The 18,033-nt window shown below is 67.1% G+C and carries 15 protein-coding genes; 6 read left to right on the forward strand and 9 right to left on the reverse strand.

Annotated features, from left to right (window positions below):
• Positions 1–15: 15 nt before the first annotated feature.
• A complete protein-coding gene (locus IPP28_01505; protein MBL0039729.1) occupies positions 16–1,647 on the reverse strand; it encodes a PfaD family polyunsaturated fatty acid/polyketide biosynthesis protein in 1,632 nt (543 codons plus the stop codon).
• Here IPP28_01505 and IPP28_01510 point away from each other — a divergent pair.
• Positions 1,556–2,314, forward strand: a complete 759-nt coding sequence (locus tag IPP28_01510) for a TetR family transcriptional regulator (GenBank protein ID MBL0039730.1) — start codon at positions 1,556–1,558, stop codon at positions 2,312–2,314. The two genes, IPP28_01505 and IPP28_01510, sit on opposite strands and share 92 nt — an antisense overlap.
• A gap of 33 nt (positions 2,315–2,347) precedes the next feature.
• Here the strand turns inward: IPP28_01510 and IPP28_01515 are convergent, their stop codons facing one another.
• Entirely contained in the window at positions 2,348–3,355 is a 1,008-nt protein-coding gene (locus IPP28_01515) for a TerC family protein (protein MBL0039731.1), read from the reverse strand.
• A 348-nt stretch (positions 3,356–3,703) separates the two neighbouring features.
• Here IPP28_01515 and IPP28_01520 point away from each other — a divergent pair, with 348 nt between their 5' ends.
• Entirely contained in the window at positions 3,704–4,132 is a 429-nt protein-coding gene (locus IPP28_01520; GenBank protein ID MBL0039732.1) for a hypothetical protein, read from the forward strand.
• 6 nt (positions 4,133–4,138) lie between these two features.
• On the opposite strand, the gene ung is transcribed toward IPP28_01520, so the two are convergent.
• The 7 genes from ung to IPP28_01555 all read right to left on the reverse strand — a co-directional run bounded on the left by ung (position 4,139) and on the right by IPP28_01555 (position 12,675).
• Positions 4,139–4,846 carry a uracil-DNA glycosylase gene (ung, locus tag IPP28_01525; protein MBL0039733.1) on the reverse strand — a complete coding sequence of 236 codons (708 nt, stop codon included), beginning with the start codon at positions 4,844–4,846 and terminating at the stop codon, positions 4,139–4,141.
• Complete coding sequence (locus IPP28_01530; GenBank protein MBL0039734.1) at positions 4,843–5,691, reverse strand: response regulator; 849 nt, start codon at positions 5,689–5,691, stop codon at positions 4,843–4,845. Before IPP28_01530 ends, ung begins: the two co-directional genes overlap by 4 nt.
• Positions 5,692–5,697: 6 nt before the next feature.
• On the reverse strand, positions 5,698–6,699 hold the full coding sequence (locus IPP28_01535; GenBank protein MBL0039735.1) for an ABC transporter permease: 1,002 nt from the start codon (positions 6,697–6,699) through the stop codon (positions 5,698–5,700).
• Positions 6,696–7,373 carry a cell division ATP-binding protein FtsE gene (ftsE, locus tag IPP28_01540; protein MBL0039736.1) on the reverse strand — a complete coding sequence of 226 codons (678 nt, stop codon included), beginning with the start codon at positions 7,371–7,373 and terminating at the stop codon, positions 6,696–6,698. Before ftsE ends, IPP28_01535 begins: the two co-directional genes overlap by 4 nt.
• Positions 7,370–8,581, reverse strand: a complete 1,212-nt coding sequence (gene gspF, locus IPP28_01545; GenBank protein MBL0039737.1) for a type II secretion system inner membrane protein GspF — start codon at positions 8,579–8,581, stop codon at positions 7,370–7,372. The genes ftsE and gspF overlap by 4 nt, the downstream gene beginning before the upstream one ends.
• A 307-nt stretch (positions 8,582–8,888) precedes the next feature.
• On the reverse strand, positions 8,889–11,645 hold the full coding sequence (gene polA / locus IPP28_01550; GenBank protein ID MBL0039738.1) for a DNA polymerase I: 2,757 nt from the start codon (positions 11,643–11,645) through the stop codon (positions 8,889–8,891).
• A gap of 22 nt (positions 11,646–11,667) precedes the next feature.
• Positions 11,668–12,675 (reverse strand): diguanylate cyclase, encoded by a 1,008-nt coding sequence (locus IPP28_01555; protein MBL0039739.1) that lies wholly within the window; start codon positions 12,673–12,675, stop codon positions 11,668–11,670.
• 108 nt (positions 12,676–12,783) lie between these two features.
• Between IPP28_01555 and IPP28_01560 the strand changes: the two genes are divergently transcribed.
• Genes IPP28_01560 through IPP28_01575 form a run of 4 tightly spaced genes read left to right on the forward strand, consistent with a single transcriptional unit; the run spans position 12,784 to position 18,030 of the window.
• Complete coding sequence (locus IPP28_01560) at positions 12,784–16,662, forward strand: response regulator (protein ID MBL0039740.1); 3,879 nt, start codon at positions 12,784–12,786, stop codon at positions 16,660–16,662.
• 22 nt (positions 16,663–16,684) lie between these two features.
• Positions 16,685–17,038 carry a DUF2782 domain-containing protein gene (locus IPP28_01565; GenBank protein MBL0039741.1) on the forward strand — a complete coding sequence of 118 codons (354 nt, stop codon included), beginning with the start codon at positions 16,685–16,687 and terminating at the stop codon, positions 17,036–17,038.
• 1 nt (position 17,039) lies between these two features.
• Positions 17,040–17,483: a GNAT family N-acetyltransferase gene (locus IPP28_01570; protein ID MBL0039742.1), complete on the forward strand. Its 444-nt coding sequence runs from the start codon at positions 17,040–17,042 to the stop codon at positions 17,481–17,483.
• A gap of 4 nt (positions 17,484–17,487) precedes the next feature.
• Positions 17,488–18,030: a TRAP transporter small permease subunit gene (locus tag IPP28_01575; protein ID MBL0039743.1), complete on the forward strand. Its 543-nt coding sequence runs from the start codon at positions 17,488–17,490 to the stop codon at positions 18,028–18,030.
• Positions 18,031–18,033 lie beyond the last annotated feature (3 nt).

An 18,033-nucleotide genomic window follows, 5' to 3' on the forward strand; every position in this document is an offset into this window, starting at 1 on the left:
AACCCTCGGTGCGCTTCAGGCCAGCAGGCGCGGTCGGAAATCGAATGCGGCGGCCGGGACCGGCACGCCATAACTGCGAAGTTGCTGGGCACGGGTGACCACGGTCGCGCCTTCGAGCAGGTTCAACGCGACCTGCGCCACCGTGCGTGCCTCGGGCGGATCGAGGACACTGCCCTCGACCCAGCGGTTGAAGGCACCCATCGCCGGTCCGCACCAGATCTGGTAATCGGACTCGCGGTCCTCGACGCCATCGATCGCCCAGCGACTGGCGAGTCCGAGGTAGGAGCGGAACACGAGCGCCATCTGATGCTTGGCATCGCGGTCGCCACGCTCGGCCTGGGCCGGCTCGCGCTTCTGCCAGAACGCACGTGTCGATGCCCAGGCGCTGGCGTAGTCGTTGCGCAGCATCTGCCGCTCGATGCGCTCGCGATCTTCCTGCGGCAGCGCGGCAAAACTCGGATAGGCGCGATACAACTCGTAGAGCTTGCGTGCGCGCGGCGCGAACAGGGTGCCACGCTTCAGCACCTGCACCTCGACACCCATCTCGAACATGTCGGCGGCCGGGGCCATGATCACGTCGGCCATGCCGGCCTTGGCCAACATCGCGCGCGCGCGCGAATGCAGGCCGGCCTCGACGCAAGCCTGGTTCACCGAACCGGTCTGCACATAGGCCGCGCCGAGCGCGAATGCGGCGGCGACACTGGCCGGCGTGCCGAGTCCGCCGGCAGCGCCGACGCGGATGATGCGTCCGTCGCCGCGCTTCGCGACGATCTCGTCGCGCAGGCGCAGGATGGTGGGCAGCAGCGCGCCGAGCGGACGATTGTCGGTATGGCCGCCGGAGTCCGATTCGCAGGTGAGATCGTCGGCGATCGGCACCTGTGCGGCGAGATCGGCTTCGGCCCGGCTGAGCCGGCCGGATTCGACCAGGGCATCGAGGATCTTCGCGGTCGGCGGTTCGAGGAAGCGGCGCGCCACTTCCTCGCGCGAGATCTTGGCGATGACGCGATGGCGGCGCTGGATGCGACCTTCGGCGTCGCGCCACAGGCCGCTCGCGGCATAGCGCACGATGGCCGGCGACATCGCCATGAAGGCGCTCGCCTCGACGCAGCGCACGCCGCGGCGCAAGTACAAGTCGACGATGGCGTCTTCGAGCGCCGGCTCGGCCGGACTGTGGATCAGGTTCGCACCCCAGGGACGCCCGAGCGGATCGAGCGCCGCGGCGATCGTGTCGAGTGCGGCCTCGACCCGCGCCGGGGCCAGACCCGCCGCGCCGAACATCCCGAGCGCACCGATCTTGCCGAGTTCGATCACGAAGGACGTGCTGGCGATGCCGTTCGCCATCGCGCCGCCGATGTACGGATAACGCGTGCCGTGGGTCTCCTGGAAGGAACGGTCGCCCAGCCATTCCGGATACAGCGGCGGCAACAGGCCGAGCAGCGGCCAGGCCGCGGCATTCGGGTTGCTCGCGATGGCGCCGTGGCGGCCCACACCGATGCCACCGTCGTCACGCCGCACGACATAGGCCGGCTCACGCGGGGCATGCGCGGCATCGGCGATGCCGGCCGCGTCGAAGGCCGGCGCGATGGCGCCCGCCGTCCACGACAGCGTGGGCGCCGGGGGCGCGGCGTCGGCGAGCAGGCGGGTCATCGTCACGAAATTGGCACTCGGTGGCACTTTGGGGACTGACAGCTATATCCTCTCGCCGATGAAAAAGCCATCTTCGCTGCTCCGGGAACGGAAAAAAGACGCGACCCGGCGCGCTCTGGTGCGGGCCGCAAACCTGCGATTCCGGAATGTCGGCTTCGCCGCCACGACCCTGGACGAGATTTGCGCCGACGCCGAAGTCAGCCGTCGCACCTTTTTCCGCTACTTCGACAACAAGGAAGCGCTGGCCTTCCCGCATCGGGCGGAACGCCTGGAACGCTTCACCGCGCTCCTCGATGCGCCGCCGCCGGGCGAAAGCCCGATCGCCAGCCTGCGCCGCATCGCCCAGCTGTTCGCCGGCGAACACACCACGAATCGCGAGCAGCTGCTCGCGCAGCAGCGGGTCATCGCCAGTTCGGCCGCCCTGATCGCGGTCGAGAATGAAATCGACCGCGACTGGGAAGACGCCATGTATCGCTGTTTCGTCCGTCGCCTGGGCGGCGGCGATGCCGCCGAGCTGCGCGCCCGCGTGCTCGCCGGCGCTTGCATCGGCGTCATCCGCGCCACGATGCGGCACTGGTTCCAGTCGGGCGGCCGCGCCGATCTCGGCCAACTCGGCCTGCAGGCCCTCGATGCCCTGCACGACCCGTTGCCGACGCCGGCCGATTGAACCGGTCGTCGGCAGGACGCCGTTGCGGCGAGGTCAGGACTGGCCGTGATCGTCGCGCGGATCCTGGCCTGCGGCGAGGCCAGCGCCTTCGCGCCGCGGCCCGAACGGATACATCAGGCTCATGACGATGCTGGTGGCCAGGATCGCCACGACCACACCCAGCGAGACGAAGGCCGGGATCTTGTAGAAGTCGACGATCAGCATCTTGGTGCCGACGAACACCAGCACCAGGGCCAGTCCGTAGGTCAGCAGATGGAACCGGTCCTTCATGTCGGCCAGCAGGAAATACAGCGCGCGCAGGCCGAGGATGGCAAAGATGTTGGCGGTCATCACGATAAACGGGTCTTCGGTGATCGCGTAGATCGCCGGAATCGAATCGACCGCGAAGATCACGTCGGTGATGGCGATCAGGATCACCACCGCGAACAAGGGCGTGAACCAGCGCTTGCCGGCCTCGATGAAGCTGAAGTCCTCGCCACGGAAGCTGTTCGATATCTTCAGGTGCGAACGCATCCAGCGCAGCACCGGGTTCTGCTCCAGGTCCGGCGTCGCATCGGCGAACCACAGCATCTTCACCCCGGTGACCAGCAGGAACAGACCGAACAGGTAGAGGATCCAGTGGAACTTCGCGATCAGCAGCGCGCCGAGCAGGATCATCACCGCGCGCAACACGATGGCGCCGATCACGCCGATGATCAGCACGCGCTTCTGGAATTCGATCGGCACCGCGAAGTAGGTGAAGATCATCAGGAACACGAAGATGTTGTCGACCGACAGCGACTTCTCGATCAGGTAACCGGTCAGGAACTCGCTGGCCTTGGCGTTCGCCAGTTCGCGTCCGCCGCTGCCGTCGAGATACCACCACAAGCCGGCGCAGAAGAGCATGGCGAACGCCACCCAGATCAGCGACCAGCCAAGCGCTTCCTTGACCGAGACCTTGTGCGCACCCTGGGCACGCATGACCACGAGATCGACCACCAACGCGATCACCACGAAGGCGGCGAAGCCCGCCCACATCCACCATTCACCAATCGTCTGCATGCGAACCCCCGAACCTCAGCCACGGAATATCCGTCGTGACGAGACAGGGAACGATGGTTCGACCCGGCCTCCGCACACGGCGGCCGGACACGCGGCGAAGCCGCGCATCCGGAAAGGCCAAGGTCTTGCTCACAGCGCTTGAGCGCTGCCTGCGGGCCGGGAACCATCGGTTCCGTACTGACGACCACCGCAGCGGGAGCTACTCCCCTTGGAGTGTGCCGATCATGACGACTGGCACGGGGTGGAGTATGCCTCGAAACCGTGAGTATTGCGTCAAGAAGCGGTGCGAACGATGGCACAATCCGCTGCATGGACGCGCCCGATTGCCCGGAACGCGCGGAGGACGTCGTGTCGACCCAACGCCTGGAAGGCCCCGGATTCACGATCGATCTTGAAGACCGCGCGGGCTTCCTGCGCGCCATCGTGCACGGCGCCGAAGACACGCTGTCCGTGTCGACCGCGTACTGGGCGCGACTGGGTGACGAATGTCAGCGGCGCGGTGCTCGCGCCATCCTTGTCCTCGAAGATCTGCCGGCATGGCCGAACGCCGGCCCGGAGATTTTCGAAGCCGTCACCGATGCCATGGTCGCTGCGGGCTTCCGCGACATCCGCTGCGCCTTCGTCGACCTGCATGAGGAAGTCGAAGCCAACGAATACGGGATGATCGTCGGTGCCGAAAAGGGCCTCACGATCATGATGTTCTCGAACGAGAGTTACGCCGAACGCTGGCTGCGTTTCGGATCGCCGCAGTCGCCCCAGCGCCGTGGCATCGACTGAGTCGGCCTAGGCGGAAGGCAGCGAGGCCCGAGGTGGCAGGGACCAGTCAATCGGCGCCTGACCATGCGCGACGAGGTGGGCATTCGCCGCCGAGAAGTGGCCGCAGCCGATGAAGCCGCGGTACGCCGACAACGGCGACGGGTGCGGCGCCTTCAGCACGGCATGGCGCCGGGCATCGATGGTCTTGCCCTTGGCCTGGGCGTAACTGCCCCAGAGCAGGAACACCAGCCCCTCGCGTTCCTCGTTCAAACGCGCCACGACCGCATCGGTGAAGCGCTCCCAGCCCTTGCCCTGATGCGAACCGGCGACGCCACGCTCGACCGTCAGTACCGCATTCAGCAGCAATACGCCCTGCCTTGCCCACGGCATCAGCCAGCCATGATCCGGACGCGGCAGGCCGAGATCGCGTCGCTGTTCGGCAAAGATGTTCTCCAGCGACGGCGGCACCGGCACGCCTGGCAACACCGAGAAGCACAAGCCATGCGCCTGTCCCGGGCCGTGATACGGATCCTGCCCCAACACGACGACCTTGACCTGCTCGAAGGGGGTGGCGTCGAGCGCCGCGAAGAGGTGGCCACTGGCCGGAAAAATCGTCTTGCCGGCGCGCTTTTCGGCGACCAGGAATTCGCGCAGCGCCTGCATGTAGGGCGCCTCGAATTCGCCGGCGAGCCGCGCCTTCCAGCCCGGTTCGAGGCGGACGCGATCCGCGCTCACGCGCTGACGGCTTGGGTCTTGCGGAAGCTCTTGCCGACGCGCAGCTGGAACAGCAGCTTGGTGATCAGCAGGCGTTCCTCGACCGGCTTGCTGACCAGGTCGTTCGCGCCGGCGCGCAGCAAGGCCGCCTGATTGGCTGGGTTGTCATCTGCGGTCATCACCAGGATCGGCAACAGGCCCTTGCTGTAGCCGAAGGGGCCACGCGCGTGCTCCAGCAGTTCCTTGCCAGTCAAACCGCCCTTCAGATACACGTCGGTCAGGACCAGATCGAAACCCGGTCCCGTGCCCTGGGCCTGCGCGGTTTCGACCAGCGCCAGCGCATCCTCGACGCTGACCACGTGGGTGACCTTGAGCCCGTATTTCTCAAGCATGCGCCGGGTCGCCAATGCGACCACCTTGCTGTCCTCGACGTAGAGGATCTGGCCGTCCGCCGATGACTGGGCACTGACGTAGCCGCGGATGAACTCGCCGAGCGCGGCGAAACCGAGCGACTTGTCGAAGTAGTCGGTCACGTCTTCCGACATGCCGCGAGTTTCCAGCAATTCGGTCACGCTGCCGGACACGACGACGATCGGAATATAGGCCTGCGGCGTATGTTCGCGGATGTAGCGCGCCAACTCGAAGCCGCCCATGTCGGGCAGGGTGAGTGCCATCGTGACCAGATCGACGACGCCGGATTCAAGGTGTTGCTTGGCCTGGGCCCCGGTCTCGCAACTCATCACGACCGCGTTCGGCAGCTCGCTCTTGAGCACCTGCTCGATCATGCGCCGTGCCACCTTCGAACCGTCGACCACCAGCACGCGCGGCTCGTCGCTCGCAATGTGGGAGGTGAGTACGGCATCCATGGGCGGTCAGTCGGCTCGATCGGAGAGGAGTTGCAGCGTAGCGGCGACCAAGGCGCCAATCCAGCCCAGCACCAGACCGACGGCCAGCGCCACGGCACTGGCGACGGGGTCCGGCGCCGACAGTCGAAAGTCCGCGGCGTAGCTCTCGGCGAGCTCGGCCACCGGGGCACGCACCACACTGTGCACGGTCCACAACAGGGCGATTGCGGCCATCGCACCGAGCACGCCATACAAGGCGCCGCCGTAGAGGAACGGACGCCGCACGTAGGCATCGCTGCCACCAAGCAGAGAGACGATGCTGATCTCCTCGCGCCGCGCCATCACGTCGAGACGGATCGCATTCGCGATCAGCAACATCGCGCCCACGCCGAGCAGGCCCGCGAGCACGTAGACGACCCGCCGCAGCAGCGACAGGATGCGATCCAGTCGCTCGCGCCACGCCGCGTCGTGCTGAACCAGATCCACGCCGGCGACGACTTCGAGGCGCGCTGCAAGTTCGCCTTGATCGTGTCCGTCGGCCGGGGTGACCAAGGCCACCCACGGCAGTGGATTGCGATCCAGCGCCGTTGCAGCCGCTTCGAATCCCGGCAGCTGGCGCAGATCGGCCAAGCCCTGTTCGGGCGTGCGGCGCTGGATGGCGGAGACCCCTTTGACCGCGTGCAGATCGCGCATCGCGGCATCGACCCCGGCACGATCGAGCGTCGGATCGAGGAACACGGTGATATCGCGTTGCTCGTCCAGCGCACCGCCGACCTGGGCGAGATTGCGCACCGCATGATCGAGCAGCAGGGGCAAGGCGAGTGCGAGACCGATCACCAGCACGTTGACCATGCTGCCGATCCGGTGCGCGCCGAACTGCGACAGCGCCGCACGCAAGGCCGCGCGATGCTGCGCGAACCATTGCATGACGCTGGTGCGCTCCAGTCCGCGATTGCGCGCGACGCGGATATTGGCCGGTGGCGACGCGTCCTCGTGGCCGCTCTTGGCCTTGCGACTCCGTCGGCTCATGCGCCTTTCCCCGGACGGAAGTCGTCGATCAGCCGCCCCTTGTCCAGCACCAGCACGCGCTTCTTCATGCGCTGGATCAGGTGCAGGTCATGGGACGCGACGAGGATGGTGGAACCGGTGTGCGCCAATGCGACGAACAGCTGCATGATCTCGCTGGCCAGTTGCGGATCGAGATTGCCGGTGGGCTCGTCGGCGATGATCAGGGCCGGGCGCGCGACGATCGCGCGGGCGATGCCGACGCGCTGCTGCTCGCCGCCGGACAGCATGCTCGGGCGCACCCGTTCACGACCGCCGAGCCCGACCAGATCCAGCGCTGCCCGCACGCGTTTTTGCAGCTCGGCCTGCTCGCAGCCGGCAATCGTCAGCGGCAATGCAACGTTGTCGGCGACACTGCGGTCCTCCAGCAGGCGATAGTCCTGGAACACCAGACCGAGGCGCTGCCGATAGGCGGCAATGCGCGCGCCGCGGGCACGCGCAAGCGGTTCACCGTCGATCGCGATCTGGCCGCGCGTCGGCCGTTCGATCAGGGCGAGCAGCTTGATCAGCGTGCTCTTGCCGGCGCCGGAGTGTCCGGTGACGAAGACCATCTCGCCGGTGCCGATCTCGAAGGCGATGTCGCTGAGCGCGTCGCCGCCATTCGCGTAGCGCTTGCTGACGTTGTCGAACCGGATCATGCGCGACCCACCAGCGAGTTCAGCTCGAAGATCGGCAGCAGGATCGCCAGCACGATCGCCAGCACCACGGCGCCGACCAGCAGGATCACCACCGGACCGAGAATGGCCGCGATGACCGCCAGATGCGTGCGCACTTCGCGCGACTGCTGGGTCGCCGCCGCTTCGAGCATGGTCGCGAGCTGGCCGCTTTTCTCGCCACTGCCGATCAGGCGCAGCGCCACCGGCGGCATCGCCTTGTGCTCGCCGAGCGCACGCGCCAGCGTCGCACCTTCGCGCACGCGCACGGCGGCCTGACGCAGCGCCACCCGCATCGGTTCGCGCCGCACGGTGCCGACCGAGAGCTTGATCGCATCCAGCACCGGCACGCCGGCACCGACCAGCACCGCCAAGGTGCGCGTCGCCCGCGCTGTGTCCATCGCGCGCAGCAGACGACCGAGACCCGGCACACGCAACATCAGCGCATCCATGCGCGCCCGGACCGCATGGCGTTGCAGCGCGCCGAGCGCGAACACGACAAACAGCGCGAACGCGAGACCGAGCCAGAGTCCCCAGGCCGACAGGAAGCGCGACAGCGACACCATCGCCACGGTCAACCAGGGCAGGTCGCGCCCGAGGTTTTCGAAAACGTCGATGACCTTCGGTACCACCGAGGTCATCAGGCCCGTCACCACCGCCGCCGCGACGATCAGCAGCAACAGCGGATAGGCCAGTGCCGTCCAGACTTCACGCTGCAGGCTGTCGCGCTGATCGGCGTATTCGGCCAGGCGATGCAGGGCACCATCGAGATGGCCACTGCTCTCGCCGGCGGTCACGGTGGCGACATACAACTCGTCGAACGACTCCGGGAATTCGGCCAGCGCCGCCGCCAGTGAACGACCTTCGCGCACGCGGCCGCGCAAGGCGGCGACGAGATGGCGCAGTTTCAAGTCATCGGTTTCATCGGCGAGCGCACCCATCGCCTCGTCGATCGGCAGACCGGCACCGAGCAAAGTCGCGAGTTGCTGCGTGAACACCGCCAGCCGCGCCGTACCCAGTCCGCGCCGCGCGACCCCGCCGCTCGCCGCGGCTTCGACTGCGGCCTCGACCGCCACCGGATGCAATCCGCGATCACGCAGCTGCTGGCGCGCGGCGCGCGCGGTGTCGGCATCGACCACGCCACGCTGCTCGCGCCCCGCCGCATCCAGTGCCTGATATTGGAATGCCGCCACGAAAGTCCATCGCACAAAGAACAGCGCGCATTCTGCCTGATCGGCGCTCCGCACTGCAGGCAAAAGAAAGCCCCGGGCGCTTGGGGGCACACCGGGGCCGGGGTCGCAGGCCGAACTGGGGAAGTAAGGGCCTGCTCTGTTCACTCTGGGGAGAAGTGAACGGATCGGATGGGGGATTCGCGATCCGGAAACTATGATCCCGGCACGCGCCGAAAAGTTCGCCTGCTGAAGGTCCCGAATTCAGAATCGATTCAGCGCTGTGTAGACGGCGCGAAATCGATCCGGTTTCACCCGCTTCGTCCCCACATCAATGCGCTTCGTCCCAGTTCGCGCCGGCACCGATGCCGACTTCGAGCGGCACGCGCAAGTCGGCGGCCCCCATCATGCGCTCGCGCAGACCCGCGGTGAGTTCCTCGACCATGGCCGGGCGCACCTCGAAGACGAGTTCATCGTGCACCTGCAGCAGCATGCGCGCGTCGTCGCGGTCACCGAGCCAGGCATCGACCGACAGCATCGCGCGCTTGATCACATCGGCCGCCGTGCCCTGCATCGGCGCATTGATCGCGGCACGCTCGGCGCCGGCGCGCTGCGCGGCATTGCGCGAATGGATCTCGTTGAGATGCAGCCGCCGCCCGAACACGGTCTCGACGTAGCCGTCGCGCTTCGCCTGTTCGCGGATGCGGTCCATGAAGGCGCGCACGCCGGGGTAACGGTTGAAGTAGCGGTTCACGTAGTCCTGCGCTTCGCCACGACCGACGCCGATCTGCTTGGCCAGACCGAACGCGGACATGCCGTACATCAGACCGAAGTTGATGGCCTTCGCGGCGCGGCGCTGGTCGCCGCTCACCTGGTCCGCGTCGACGCCGAACACTTCCGCCGCCGTCGCGCGATGCACGTCGACGCCGTCACGGAACGCACGCAACAGGCCTTCGTCCTCGGACAGGTGCGCCATGATGCGCAGCTCGATCTGCGAATAGTCGGCGGCCAGCAGCACATAGCCCGGCGCCGCGATGAAGGCGGTGCGGATGCGGCGGCCATCCTCGGTGCGGATCGGGATGTTCTGCAGGTTCGGATCGGTCGAGGACAGGCGTCCGGTCTGCGCGATCGCCTGATGGAATGACGTATGCACACGACCAGTGCGCGGATTGATCTGCCCGGGCAACTTCTCGGTATAGGTGTTGGCGAGCTTCGCGGCGCCGCGATAGTCGAGGATCATCCGCGGCAGCTCGTGTTGCTCGGCCAGATCGGTGATCGCGTCCTCGTTGGTCGACGGCTGCCCGGTCGGCGTCTTCGCCAGCACCGGCAATTTCAGCTCCTCGTACAGCACCGCCTGCAATTGCTTGGGCGAATCGAGACTGAAGGCATGCCCGACCAGGTCATGCGCACGCGTGGTGATCTCGTGCATCCGCCGACGCAGCTGCTGGGTCTGTTCGCGCAGGCGCTGCGCGTCGATCAGGATGCCGCGGGCCTCCATCCTCTGCAGCACCGGCACCAGCGGCATCTCGATGTCTTCGTACACGTGCTGCAGCGCCGGCACGGTCGCGAGCCGGGCCTGCAGTACCTCGTGCAGGCGCAGCGTCACGTCGGCGTCTTCGGCGGCATATTCGGTGGCGCGTTCGAGATCGACGTCGGCGAACCCGATCTGCTTCGCACCCTTGCCGGCCACGTCCTCGAACTTGATCGTCGCGTAGCCGAGGTATTTCTGCGCCAGCGAGTCCATGTCATGGCGGGTCGCCGTCGAGTTCCAGACGTAGGACGCCAGCATCGTGTCGTGGCGATAGCCGCGCATCGCGATGCCATGGTTGGCGAGCACGTGCATGTCGTACTTGCCGTGCTGGCCGATCTTCGTGATCGCGTCATCTTCCAGCAGTGGCTGGATCGCGGCCAGTGCGGCCGCGCGATCGAGTTGTTCCGGCACGCCGGGGTAACGATGCGCCAGCGGCACATAGGCCGCCTCGCCACTCTCGACCGCGAACGACAACCCGACGATCTCGGCCTGGTGCGCATCGAGGCTGCTGGTCTCGGTATCGAACGCGAACCGGCCGGCCGCGCGCAATCGTGCCAACCATGCGTCGAAACTTGCCTGATCGCGGATGCAGACATGCCGACCTTTCGCGGCCAGGGCGGGATCGGGCAGCTCGTCGACGGTCGCGACCGGCACCACGACCGCCGCCGGCTTCGCCGCTCGCGCCGCGGGTGCACGATCCACCGCCGCTGCGCCATTCGCTTCGAGGTCCTGCAGCGCGGCACGAAAGCCGTAGCGCAGATACAGATCCCGCAAGGCGTCGAGATCGGGCGCAGACCGGACCAGATCCTGCGGCGCGCGATCGAGCGCCACGTCGAGCTTCACGGTTGCCAGTTCCTGTGACAACGGCAGCCGCTCGACTGCGGCGCGCAGGTTCTCGCCGATCTTGCCGCCGACATCGTTCGCATGCGCGATCACGCCGGCCAGCGAACCGTATTCGGCCAGCCATTTCGCCGCCGTCTTCTCGCCGCATTTGTCGACGCCGGGGATGTTGTCGACCTTGTCGCCCATCAAGGCCAGGAAGTCGACGATCTGGTCGGCGCGCACGCCGAATTTCGCGACCACGCCGGCCGGATCGAGGCGCGAATTGGTCATCGTGTTCACCAGCGTGACCTTGTCGGTCACGAGTTGGGCCAGGTCCTTGTCGCCGGTCGAGACCAGCACCTCGATACCGGCGGCTTCGGCCTGCTTCGAGAGCGTACCGATCACGTCATCGGCCTCGACCCCGGGCACGCGCAGCAACGGCACGCCGAGTGCCTGCACGATCTGCATCAGCGGCTCGATCTGCGCCCGCAGATCCGGTGGCATCGGCGGACGGTTGGCCTTGTAGTCCGGGTAGCGGGCATGGCGGAAATTCTTGCCGCCGGCATCCATCACGAAGGCGAGATAGTCCGGCTTCTGCGTCAGGTGCTGACGCAGCATGTTCACGACCCCGAACAGTGCACCGGTTGGTTCGCCCTGGGCGTTCGACAGCGGCGGCAGCGCGTGAAACGCACGGAACAGATAGGCCGAGCCGTCGATCAGGATCAGTTTGCTCATGGCGGCTCCGGCTGGCTCGGGTTCAAATGCTGGTGCGATTGCGGCCTGCGGCCTTGGCGCGATACAGGGCCTGGTCCGCGGCATCGATCAGGAGTGCGGGCTCGTGCGCCGCTGTCGGTGCCATCACCGCCACGCCGACACTCACGGTCACCACTCGCGCCACATCCGAGCGCGGATGCGGCAGCGCTTCGAATTCGACGCGTGCGCGCAATGCCTCGGCGAGTGCGCGCGCGTCGGTCGCTGCCGGGTCCGGCAGGAGCACGGAGAACTCTTCGCCGCCGTACCGCGCCACCAGTGCCCCGACTGCGCTCGCTTCGGACTCCAGCGCCTGCGCGACGCGCTTCAGGCAATCGTCGCCGGCGAGGTGGCCACTGGCATCGTTGTATTCCTTGAAATGATCGATGTCGATCAGGATCAACGCGATTTCGCGGCGCGACCGCACCGACGCGGTCCAGGCCTCGATCAGGCTGCCATCGAACAGGCGTCGGTTGGCGACACCGGTGAGGCCGTCGCTTTCCGAGAGCTTGCGCAGTCGGGCATTGCCGGCTTCGAGGCGCTGTGTGGCCTCAAGCAACTCGGCGTTGACGCGGCCGAGCTCCGCATTGCGTTCCTCGACCTCGCGCTGCATGCGCGACACCCGGACCTGACTCTCGACCCGCGCGATCACTTCCTCCAGCTGGAACGGCTTGCCGATGTAGTCGGCACCGCCGGCGGCGAATGCCTGCACCTTGTCGATCACGCCGTTCAAGGCCGACAGGAAGATCACCGGCACGGCGCGGGTCGCCGCATCCGCCTTGAGTTGTCGACAGACCTCGTAACCGTCGATGCCCGGCATCGCGATGTCCAGCATGACCAGATCGGGCACGTCGGCGCGCGCCGCCGCCAGGGCGCGGGCACCGCTGTTCGCGACACGGCAGCGATAGCCGTGGCCGCCGAGTATGGCCACCAGCAATTCGATGTTCGCGGGATTGTCGTCGACCACCAGGATGTCCGCCCGGAGGCTACCGATGGGCTCGGCACTCGCTTGCATCGACTCGTTCCCGGGGTACGGATTCAGCTTCCGAGCCTAACACGCAGCAGCATCGCGACCGGCCCGGATGGCGGGCTATGATCGGCCTTCACGCTGAATGGAGCACGCATGGGTGGTCGCTGGACGGTTCGCCTGCTGCTGGCGTTGGCGCTGATCGCAACGACCTGCTGGGCCGTGGCCGCGCCGAACTCGGCGCGCGTCGAGGCGGGACTGCCCTTCCTGCGCAATTATTCGCCGCGCGATTACGCTGCCCATGCCCAGAACTGGACCGTCGTGCAGGATCATCGCGGCGTGATCTACGTCGGCAACAACGACGGCGTGCTCGAGTTCGATGGCGAACGCTGGCGCCTGATCCGCACCGAGAAGCGTACGGTCGTGCGCGCGCTCGCGGTGGCGCCGGACGGTCGCATCTATGTCGGCGCGATGGGCGAGATCGGTCGGCTCGAAGCCGATGCACGGGGCCGCATGCACTACGTGTCCTTGCTCGATCGACTGGCGCCGTCCGATCGCGATTTCGACGACGTGCACCACGTGTTCGTGCACGGCGACGACATCTATTTTGCCAGCTATGCACGATTGATCCGGCTGCGCGGCGATGAGGTGCGCAGCTGGACACCGGGTACCGCCTTCCATCGTGCCTTCATGACCCGCGACCGGCTGTTCATTCGCGAACGCGACCGCGGCCTGATGGAACTGGTCGGCGACGAGCTGCAACGCATGCCCGGCAGCGACGTGCTCGGTGAGCACAGCGTCGACTTCGTCCTGCCCTGGGGAAGCGGTGACGGCCTGCTGGTTGGCAGCCGCGACAGCGGCCTGTACGTGTCCGACGGCGGTCCCTTGCAAGCGCTGTCCAGCGAAGTGAATGCGGCACTGCGCCGCGACCTGCTGTACAGCGGCGTGCAGTTGCCGGATGGCGGCTACGCGTTCGGCACATTCCAGGGCGGCGTCTATTTCCTCGAGGCCGATGCGCGCCTGCGTGGACGCCTCGACAAGTCGCGCGGACTGCAGGACAACACCGTCCTCGCCATGTTCGTCGACCGCCAGGGCGGATTGTGGCTCGCGCTCGACCGTGGTCTGAGCCGTGTTGAAACCGACTTGCCGCTGAGCCGCTTCGACGAGCGCAGCGGCCTCAATGGCGCCGTGCTGTCGCTGCATCGGCATCGCGACGTGCTGCATGCCGGCACCGCACAGGGCGTGTTCCGGCTTCAGGCCGGCACGGATGCCCGCTTCGCCGCGATCGCCGGCCTGCGTGGCCAGACGTTTGCATTTCTCTCGGTCGGTGACGACCTGCTGGTCGGCAACAACGACGGCACCTTCCTGGTCCGCGGCGACCTCGTCACCCAGCTGCAGCGTGGCGTCACCGGCACCACCACCGCCCTGCTCGCCTCGAGGGTCGTGCCCGGCCGTGTCTATGTCGGGCTCTGGGATGGCATCGCCATCCTGCGCCACGAGGGCGGGCAATGGATCGACGCGGGCCGCGTGGCGGACATCGACCTCACCGTGAACTCGATGCTGGAAGAACCCGACGGCCGGCTCTGGGTCGGCACCTGGAATCACGGCGTGGCCCGGCTGCGATTCGAGACCGATGCCGGCGGCCAGGTGCACGTTGCGGAACAGGCACGATACGGCGAAGCGGACGGGCTGCCGCAGCTGCACGACAACTACGTGCAAGACGTCGATGACACGCTGCTGGTCTCCACGCATCACGGCCTGATGCGCTTCGACGCGCACGCACGCCGCTTCGAACCGGACCCCCGCTTCGCCGGGCTGTTCGGCGAGACGCAGCGTTGGGTGGTCTATGGCGTGGGTGGCCGCCAGTCGCAGGCGCTGTGGCTGGCCACGGTGGATGAAACCAGTGGTCTGAAAGAAGCTGGCCTCGCCCGGTCGACCGGCACCGGATGGGCGTGGGCGCCGCAATCCTTGTCCGCGACGGCCGGTGGCTGGATCGAAAAGGTGTTCGCGGAAGACGATGGCATCGTCTGGGCCGGCGGCTCGGATGGCCTGTTCCGACTCGATGCCCGCGTCGGTTCCACCGCGGCGCCCGGGTTTCGCACCTTGCTGCGTCGAGTCTCGACCGGGAACGATGGCGCACCGCTGTACGACGGCAGCGGAACGTTCGCGCCAATCGATCTGCCATTCGCCGCGCACACCCTGCGCTTCGAGTTCTCGGCGCCGCATTTCGACAGCGGCGATGGGCTGGTCTACCAGACACGCCTCGACGGCAACGACCGCGACTGGTCGCCCTGGAGCCGCGAGGATTTCCGCGAATACACCAACCTGCACGAAGGCCGCTATGGCCTGCAGGTGCGGGCGCGGAATCGGGAAGGCACGATCGGCACGACGGAGACGTTCGCATTTCGCGTCCTGCCGCCCTGGTACCGCTCGCCGTGGGCCTACCTCGGTTACCTGGTCGCGGCATTCCTGCTGGTGCAGGCCTTGCTGCGCTGGCGACTGGCCCGGGTCCGCGCCGAGAACCAGGCGCTGGAGCACGTGGTCGCGCAACGCACGCACGAACTGCGCGACAAGAACGCGCAACTGGAAGCCGCGCGCCAAGCCGCCGAGGTCGCGCGGACGCGCGCCGAGGAAGCGAATCGCGCCAAGACCGTGTTCCTCGCCAACATGAGCCACGAGCTGCGCACGCCGTTGAACGCGGTGCTGGGCTTCGCACAACTGATGGATCGTCAACCGAGTCGCTCATCGGATGACCACCGCCATCTCGCGACCATCCTGCGCAGCGGCGAACACCTGCTTGGACTGATCAACGACGTGCTGTCGCTGTCGCGCATCGAGGCCGGCGTGCTGGTACTGGAGGTCGCCAGCTTCGACTTGCGCGCGTTGATCGACAATGTCTGCGAGCTGATGCGCGTGCGCGCCGAAGCGCGAGACCTGTGGCTGCACATCGAGGTTGCGGACTTGCCGAAGGCGGTGAGCGGCGACGCGCGCAAGCTCAGCCAGATCCTGCTGAACCTGCTTGGCAACGCGGTGAAGTTCACCAGCCGCGGCGGCGTCACCCTGCGCGTGCGCTGGCAGGATGGCCGTGCCGAATTCGAGATCGCGGACACCGGCCCGGGCATCGCCGCGCACGAACTCGGTCAGCTGTTCGAACCCTTCGTGCAAACCGAGACCGGCCGCGCCGCGAAGGAGGGCACCGGGCTCGGCCTGGCGTTGTCGCGCGACATGGCGCGACTGATGGGCGGCGACATCGTCGTGCGCAGCGAACCCGGGCATGGCGCCACGTTCACGCTCGGCCTGGCGCTCGCGGAAAGCAGCGACGGCATCGTATCCAGCGAGCGCGGCGACCGCCGGCGGGTCCGTGCGCTCGAACCCGGCCAGCCGATACGCCGCATCCTCGTCGTCGACGACATCGACGACAATCGCACCCTGCTCTGCGGTCTGATTGAAGCGGTCGGCTATGAGGTGCGCCAGGCGGCCAGCGGCGAGGAAGCGTTGACGATGTGGCGTGACTGGCGGCCCGACCTGATCTGGCTCGACAAGCGCATGCCCGGCATGGATGGCACCGAGGTCGCGCGCCGGATCCGTGACGAGGAACGCCGCCTCGGCCGCGATCGCGTCGCGATCCTGGCGCTGTCGGCGAGCGCACTCGAACACCAGCGCGCCGAGATCCTCGCCAGCGGCTGCGACGACTTCCTGTCCAAGCCGTTCCGTGAGGGCATGATCTTCGCGAAGATGGCCGATTACCTCGCCGTGCGCTACCTCTACGATCACGATGCGCCACCTGCGATCGACACGCCGACGCTGGCGGCGCCCGACCCGATTCAACTGGCGCAGCTGCCCGCGAACTGGCTGGTCGCCATGCGGCAGTCGCTCGCGGCCGGCGACCTGCAAGGCGCCCTGAACGGCGTCGCCGCGATCGAAGCGGATCACGCGGAATTGGCCGTGCAACTGCGTGCCCTGCTCGCCGCGTATCGCCTCGATGAACTCGACACCCTGCTTGCCAACGTCTCGTCCGGCGCAACATCAGCCTGAGCGGCGCGATAGACTGACCGGCATGCGTACCTCCCTGCTTCTGCTTGCCCTGATCGTCGCGCTGCCACTGGTCGCGGCGGAAAAAACCAAGGACGTCCCGACCAAGGTTGCGGACGCGCCGACACCCGAGGATCCGCCGCTGCCGGAGAAAGTGCAGCCGCCGGACGAACCGCCGCCGACGGTGTCGATCCGCAACGTCAAGGGTGCCGTGATCGAGGAATACCGGCAGGGCGGTCGCCTCTATATGGTGCGCGTCGTGCCCGAACGTGGCCCGGCCTACACTTATCTCGATACCGACGGCAACGGCCGCCTTGAATACGACGGCGAAGACGGCCCGGTGCGCCCGGTCTACTACACCCTGTACGAGTGGGACTGACATGGCGAAGATCGAAAGCACGGTGACGATTCGCCGGGCGAATTCCATCGGCGCCCTGAAGGCGGCCTTCCCGGTGATGCAGGAATTGCGCAAGCACCTCGACCTCGACGGGTTTCTCGCCGCCGTCGCGACGCAGCGCAAGGAAGGCTACGAAATCGCCGTGCTCTGGGATGGCGATCAGGTCCGCGCCGTGGCCGGCTATCGCCTCATGACCATGCTGGTCTGCGGCCGCACCATGTACGTGGACGACTTCGTGACCTCGAGCGACGTCCGTGACCAGGGCTACGGCAAGCTGCTGTTCGCATGGCTTTACCGCGAAGCCAAGCGCCTGGAATGCGAAGTCCTGCACCTCGATTCCGGCGTGCATCGCCATGGCGCGCACGCGTTCTATCTCGGTCAGCGCATGGCCATCACCAGCCACCATTTCTCGATCGACGTGGGTTGATTCGATGGCGTTCGCGAACACGCTGAGTGCGCGCATTGGCGCGCTGAACGAATGGATCGGGCGCGCGCTGTCGTGGCTGACCTTGTTGCTGGTGCTGCTGGTGTTCGGACTGGTCGCGGCACGCTATCTGTTCGCAACCGGTTCAATCGCGGCACAGGAAGCGACGCTGTGGCTGCACAGCCTGGTGTTTCTGCTCGGCGCGGCGTTCACGCTGAAGCGCGATGCGCATGTGCGCGTCGATCTCGTCTACCAGCGCCTGTCGCCGCGTGGGCGTGCGCTCGCCGATCTGGTCGGCGCCGTCGTGCTGCTGCTGCCGTTCTGCGTGTTCCTGTTCTGGGTCAGCCTCGACTATGTCGGCATGGCCTGGTCGTTGCGCGAGAGTTCGCGCGAGCCCGGCGGCCTGCCCGGTGTCTACCTGCTCAAGACCCTGATCCCGATCGCGGCGGCACTGCTTGGCCTGCAAGGCATCGCCCACGCGATCGACGCATGGACCCGCTGGCGTTCGCCCGACACGATCACCGCGGCGCATGACGAGGCGCGCCTGTGAGCG

This window comes from Lysobacterales bacterium (genome assembly GCA_016721845.1).
Taxonomy (GTDB): domain Bacteria; phylum Pseudomonadota; class Gammaproteobacteria; order Xanthomonadales; family Ahniellaceae; genus JADKHK01.

What these genes read in the sequence shown, in the direction of transcription:
- IPP28_01510 (MBL0039730.1), top strand. Translation starts at nt 1,556, where the DNA reads ATGCCGGCCGCGTCGAAGGCCGGCGCGATGGCGCCCGCCGTCCACGAC.
- IPP28_01505 (MBL0039729.1), bottom strand. Translation starts at nt 1,647, where the DNA reads ATGACCCGCCTGCTCGCCGACGCCGCGCCCCCGGCGCCCACGCTGTCG.
- IPP28_01515 (MBL0039731.1), bottom strand. Translation starts at nt 3,355, where the DNA reads ATGCAGACGATTGGTGAATGGTGGATGTGGGCGGGCTTCGCCGCCTTC.
- IPP28_01530 (MBL0039734.1), bottom strand. Translation starts at nt 5,691, where the DNA reads ATGGATGCCGTACTCACCTCCCACATTGCGAGCGACGAGCCGCGCGTG.
- IPP28_01535 (MBL0039735.1), bottom strand. Translation starts at nt 6,699, where the DNA reads ATGAGCCGACGGAGTCGCAAGGCCAAGAGCGGCCACGAGGACGCGTCG.
- ftsE (MBL0039736.1), bottom strand. Translation starts at nt 7,373, where the DNA reads ATGATCCGGTTCGACAACGTCAGCAAGCGCTACGCGAATGGCGGCGAC.
- polA (MBL0039738.1), bottom strand. Translation starts at nt 11,645, where the DNA reads ATGAGCAAACTGATCCTGATCGACGGCTCGGCCTATCTGTTCCGTGCG.
- IPP28_01555 (MBL0039739.1), bottom strand. Translation starts at nt 12,675, where the DNA reads ATGCAAGCGAGTGCCGAGCCCATCGGTAGCCTCCGGGCGGACATCCTG.
- IPP28_01560 (MBL0039740.1), top strand. Translation starts at nt 12,784, where the DNA reads ATGGGTGGTCGCTGGACGGTTCGCCTGCTGCTGGCGTTGGCGCTGATC.
- IPP28_01565 (MBL0039741.1), top strand. Translation starts at nt 16,685, where the DNA reads ATGCGTACCTCCCTGCTTCTGCTTGCCCTGATCGTCGCGCTGCCACTG.
- IPP28_01570 (MBL0039742.1), top strand. Translation starts at nt 17,040, where the DNA reads ATGGCGAAGATCGAAAGCACGGTGACGATTCGCCGGGCGAATTCCATC.
- IPP28_01575 (MBL0039743.1), top strand. Translation starts at nt 17,488, where the DNA reads ATGGCGTTCGCGAACACGCTGAGTGCGCGCATTGGCGCGCTGAACGAA.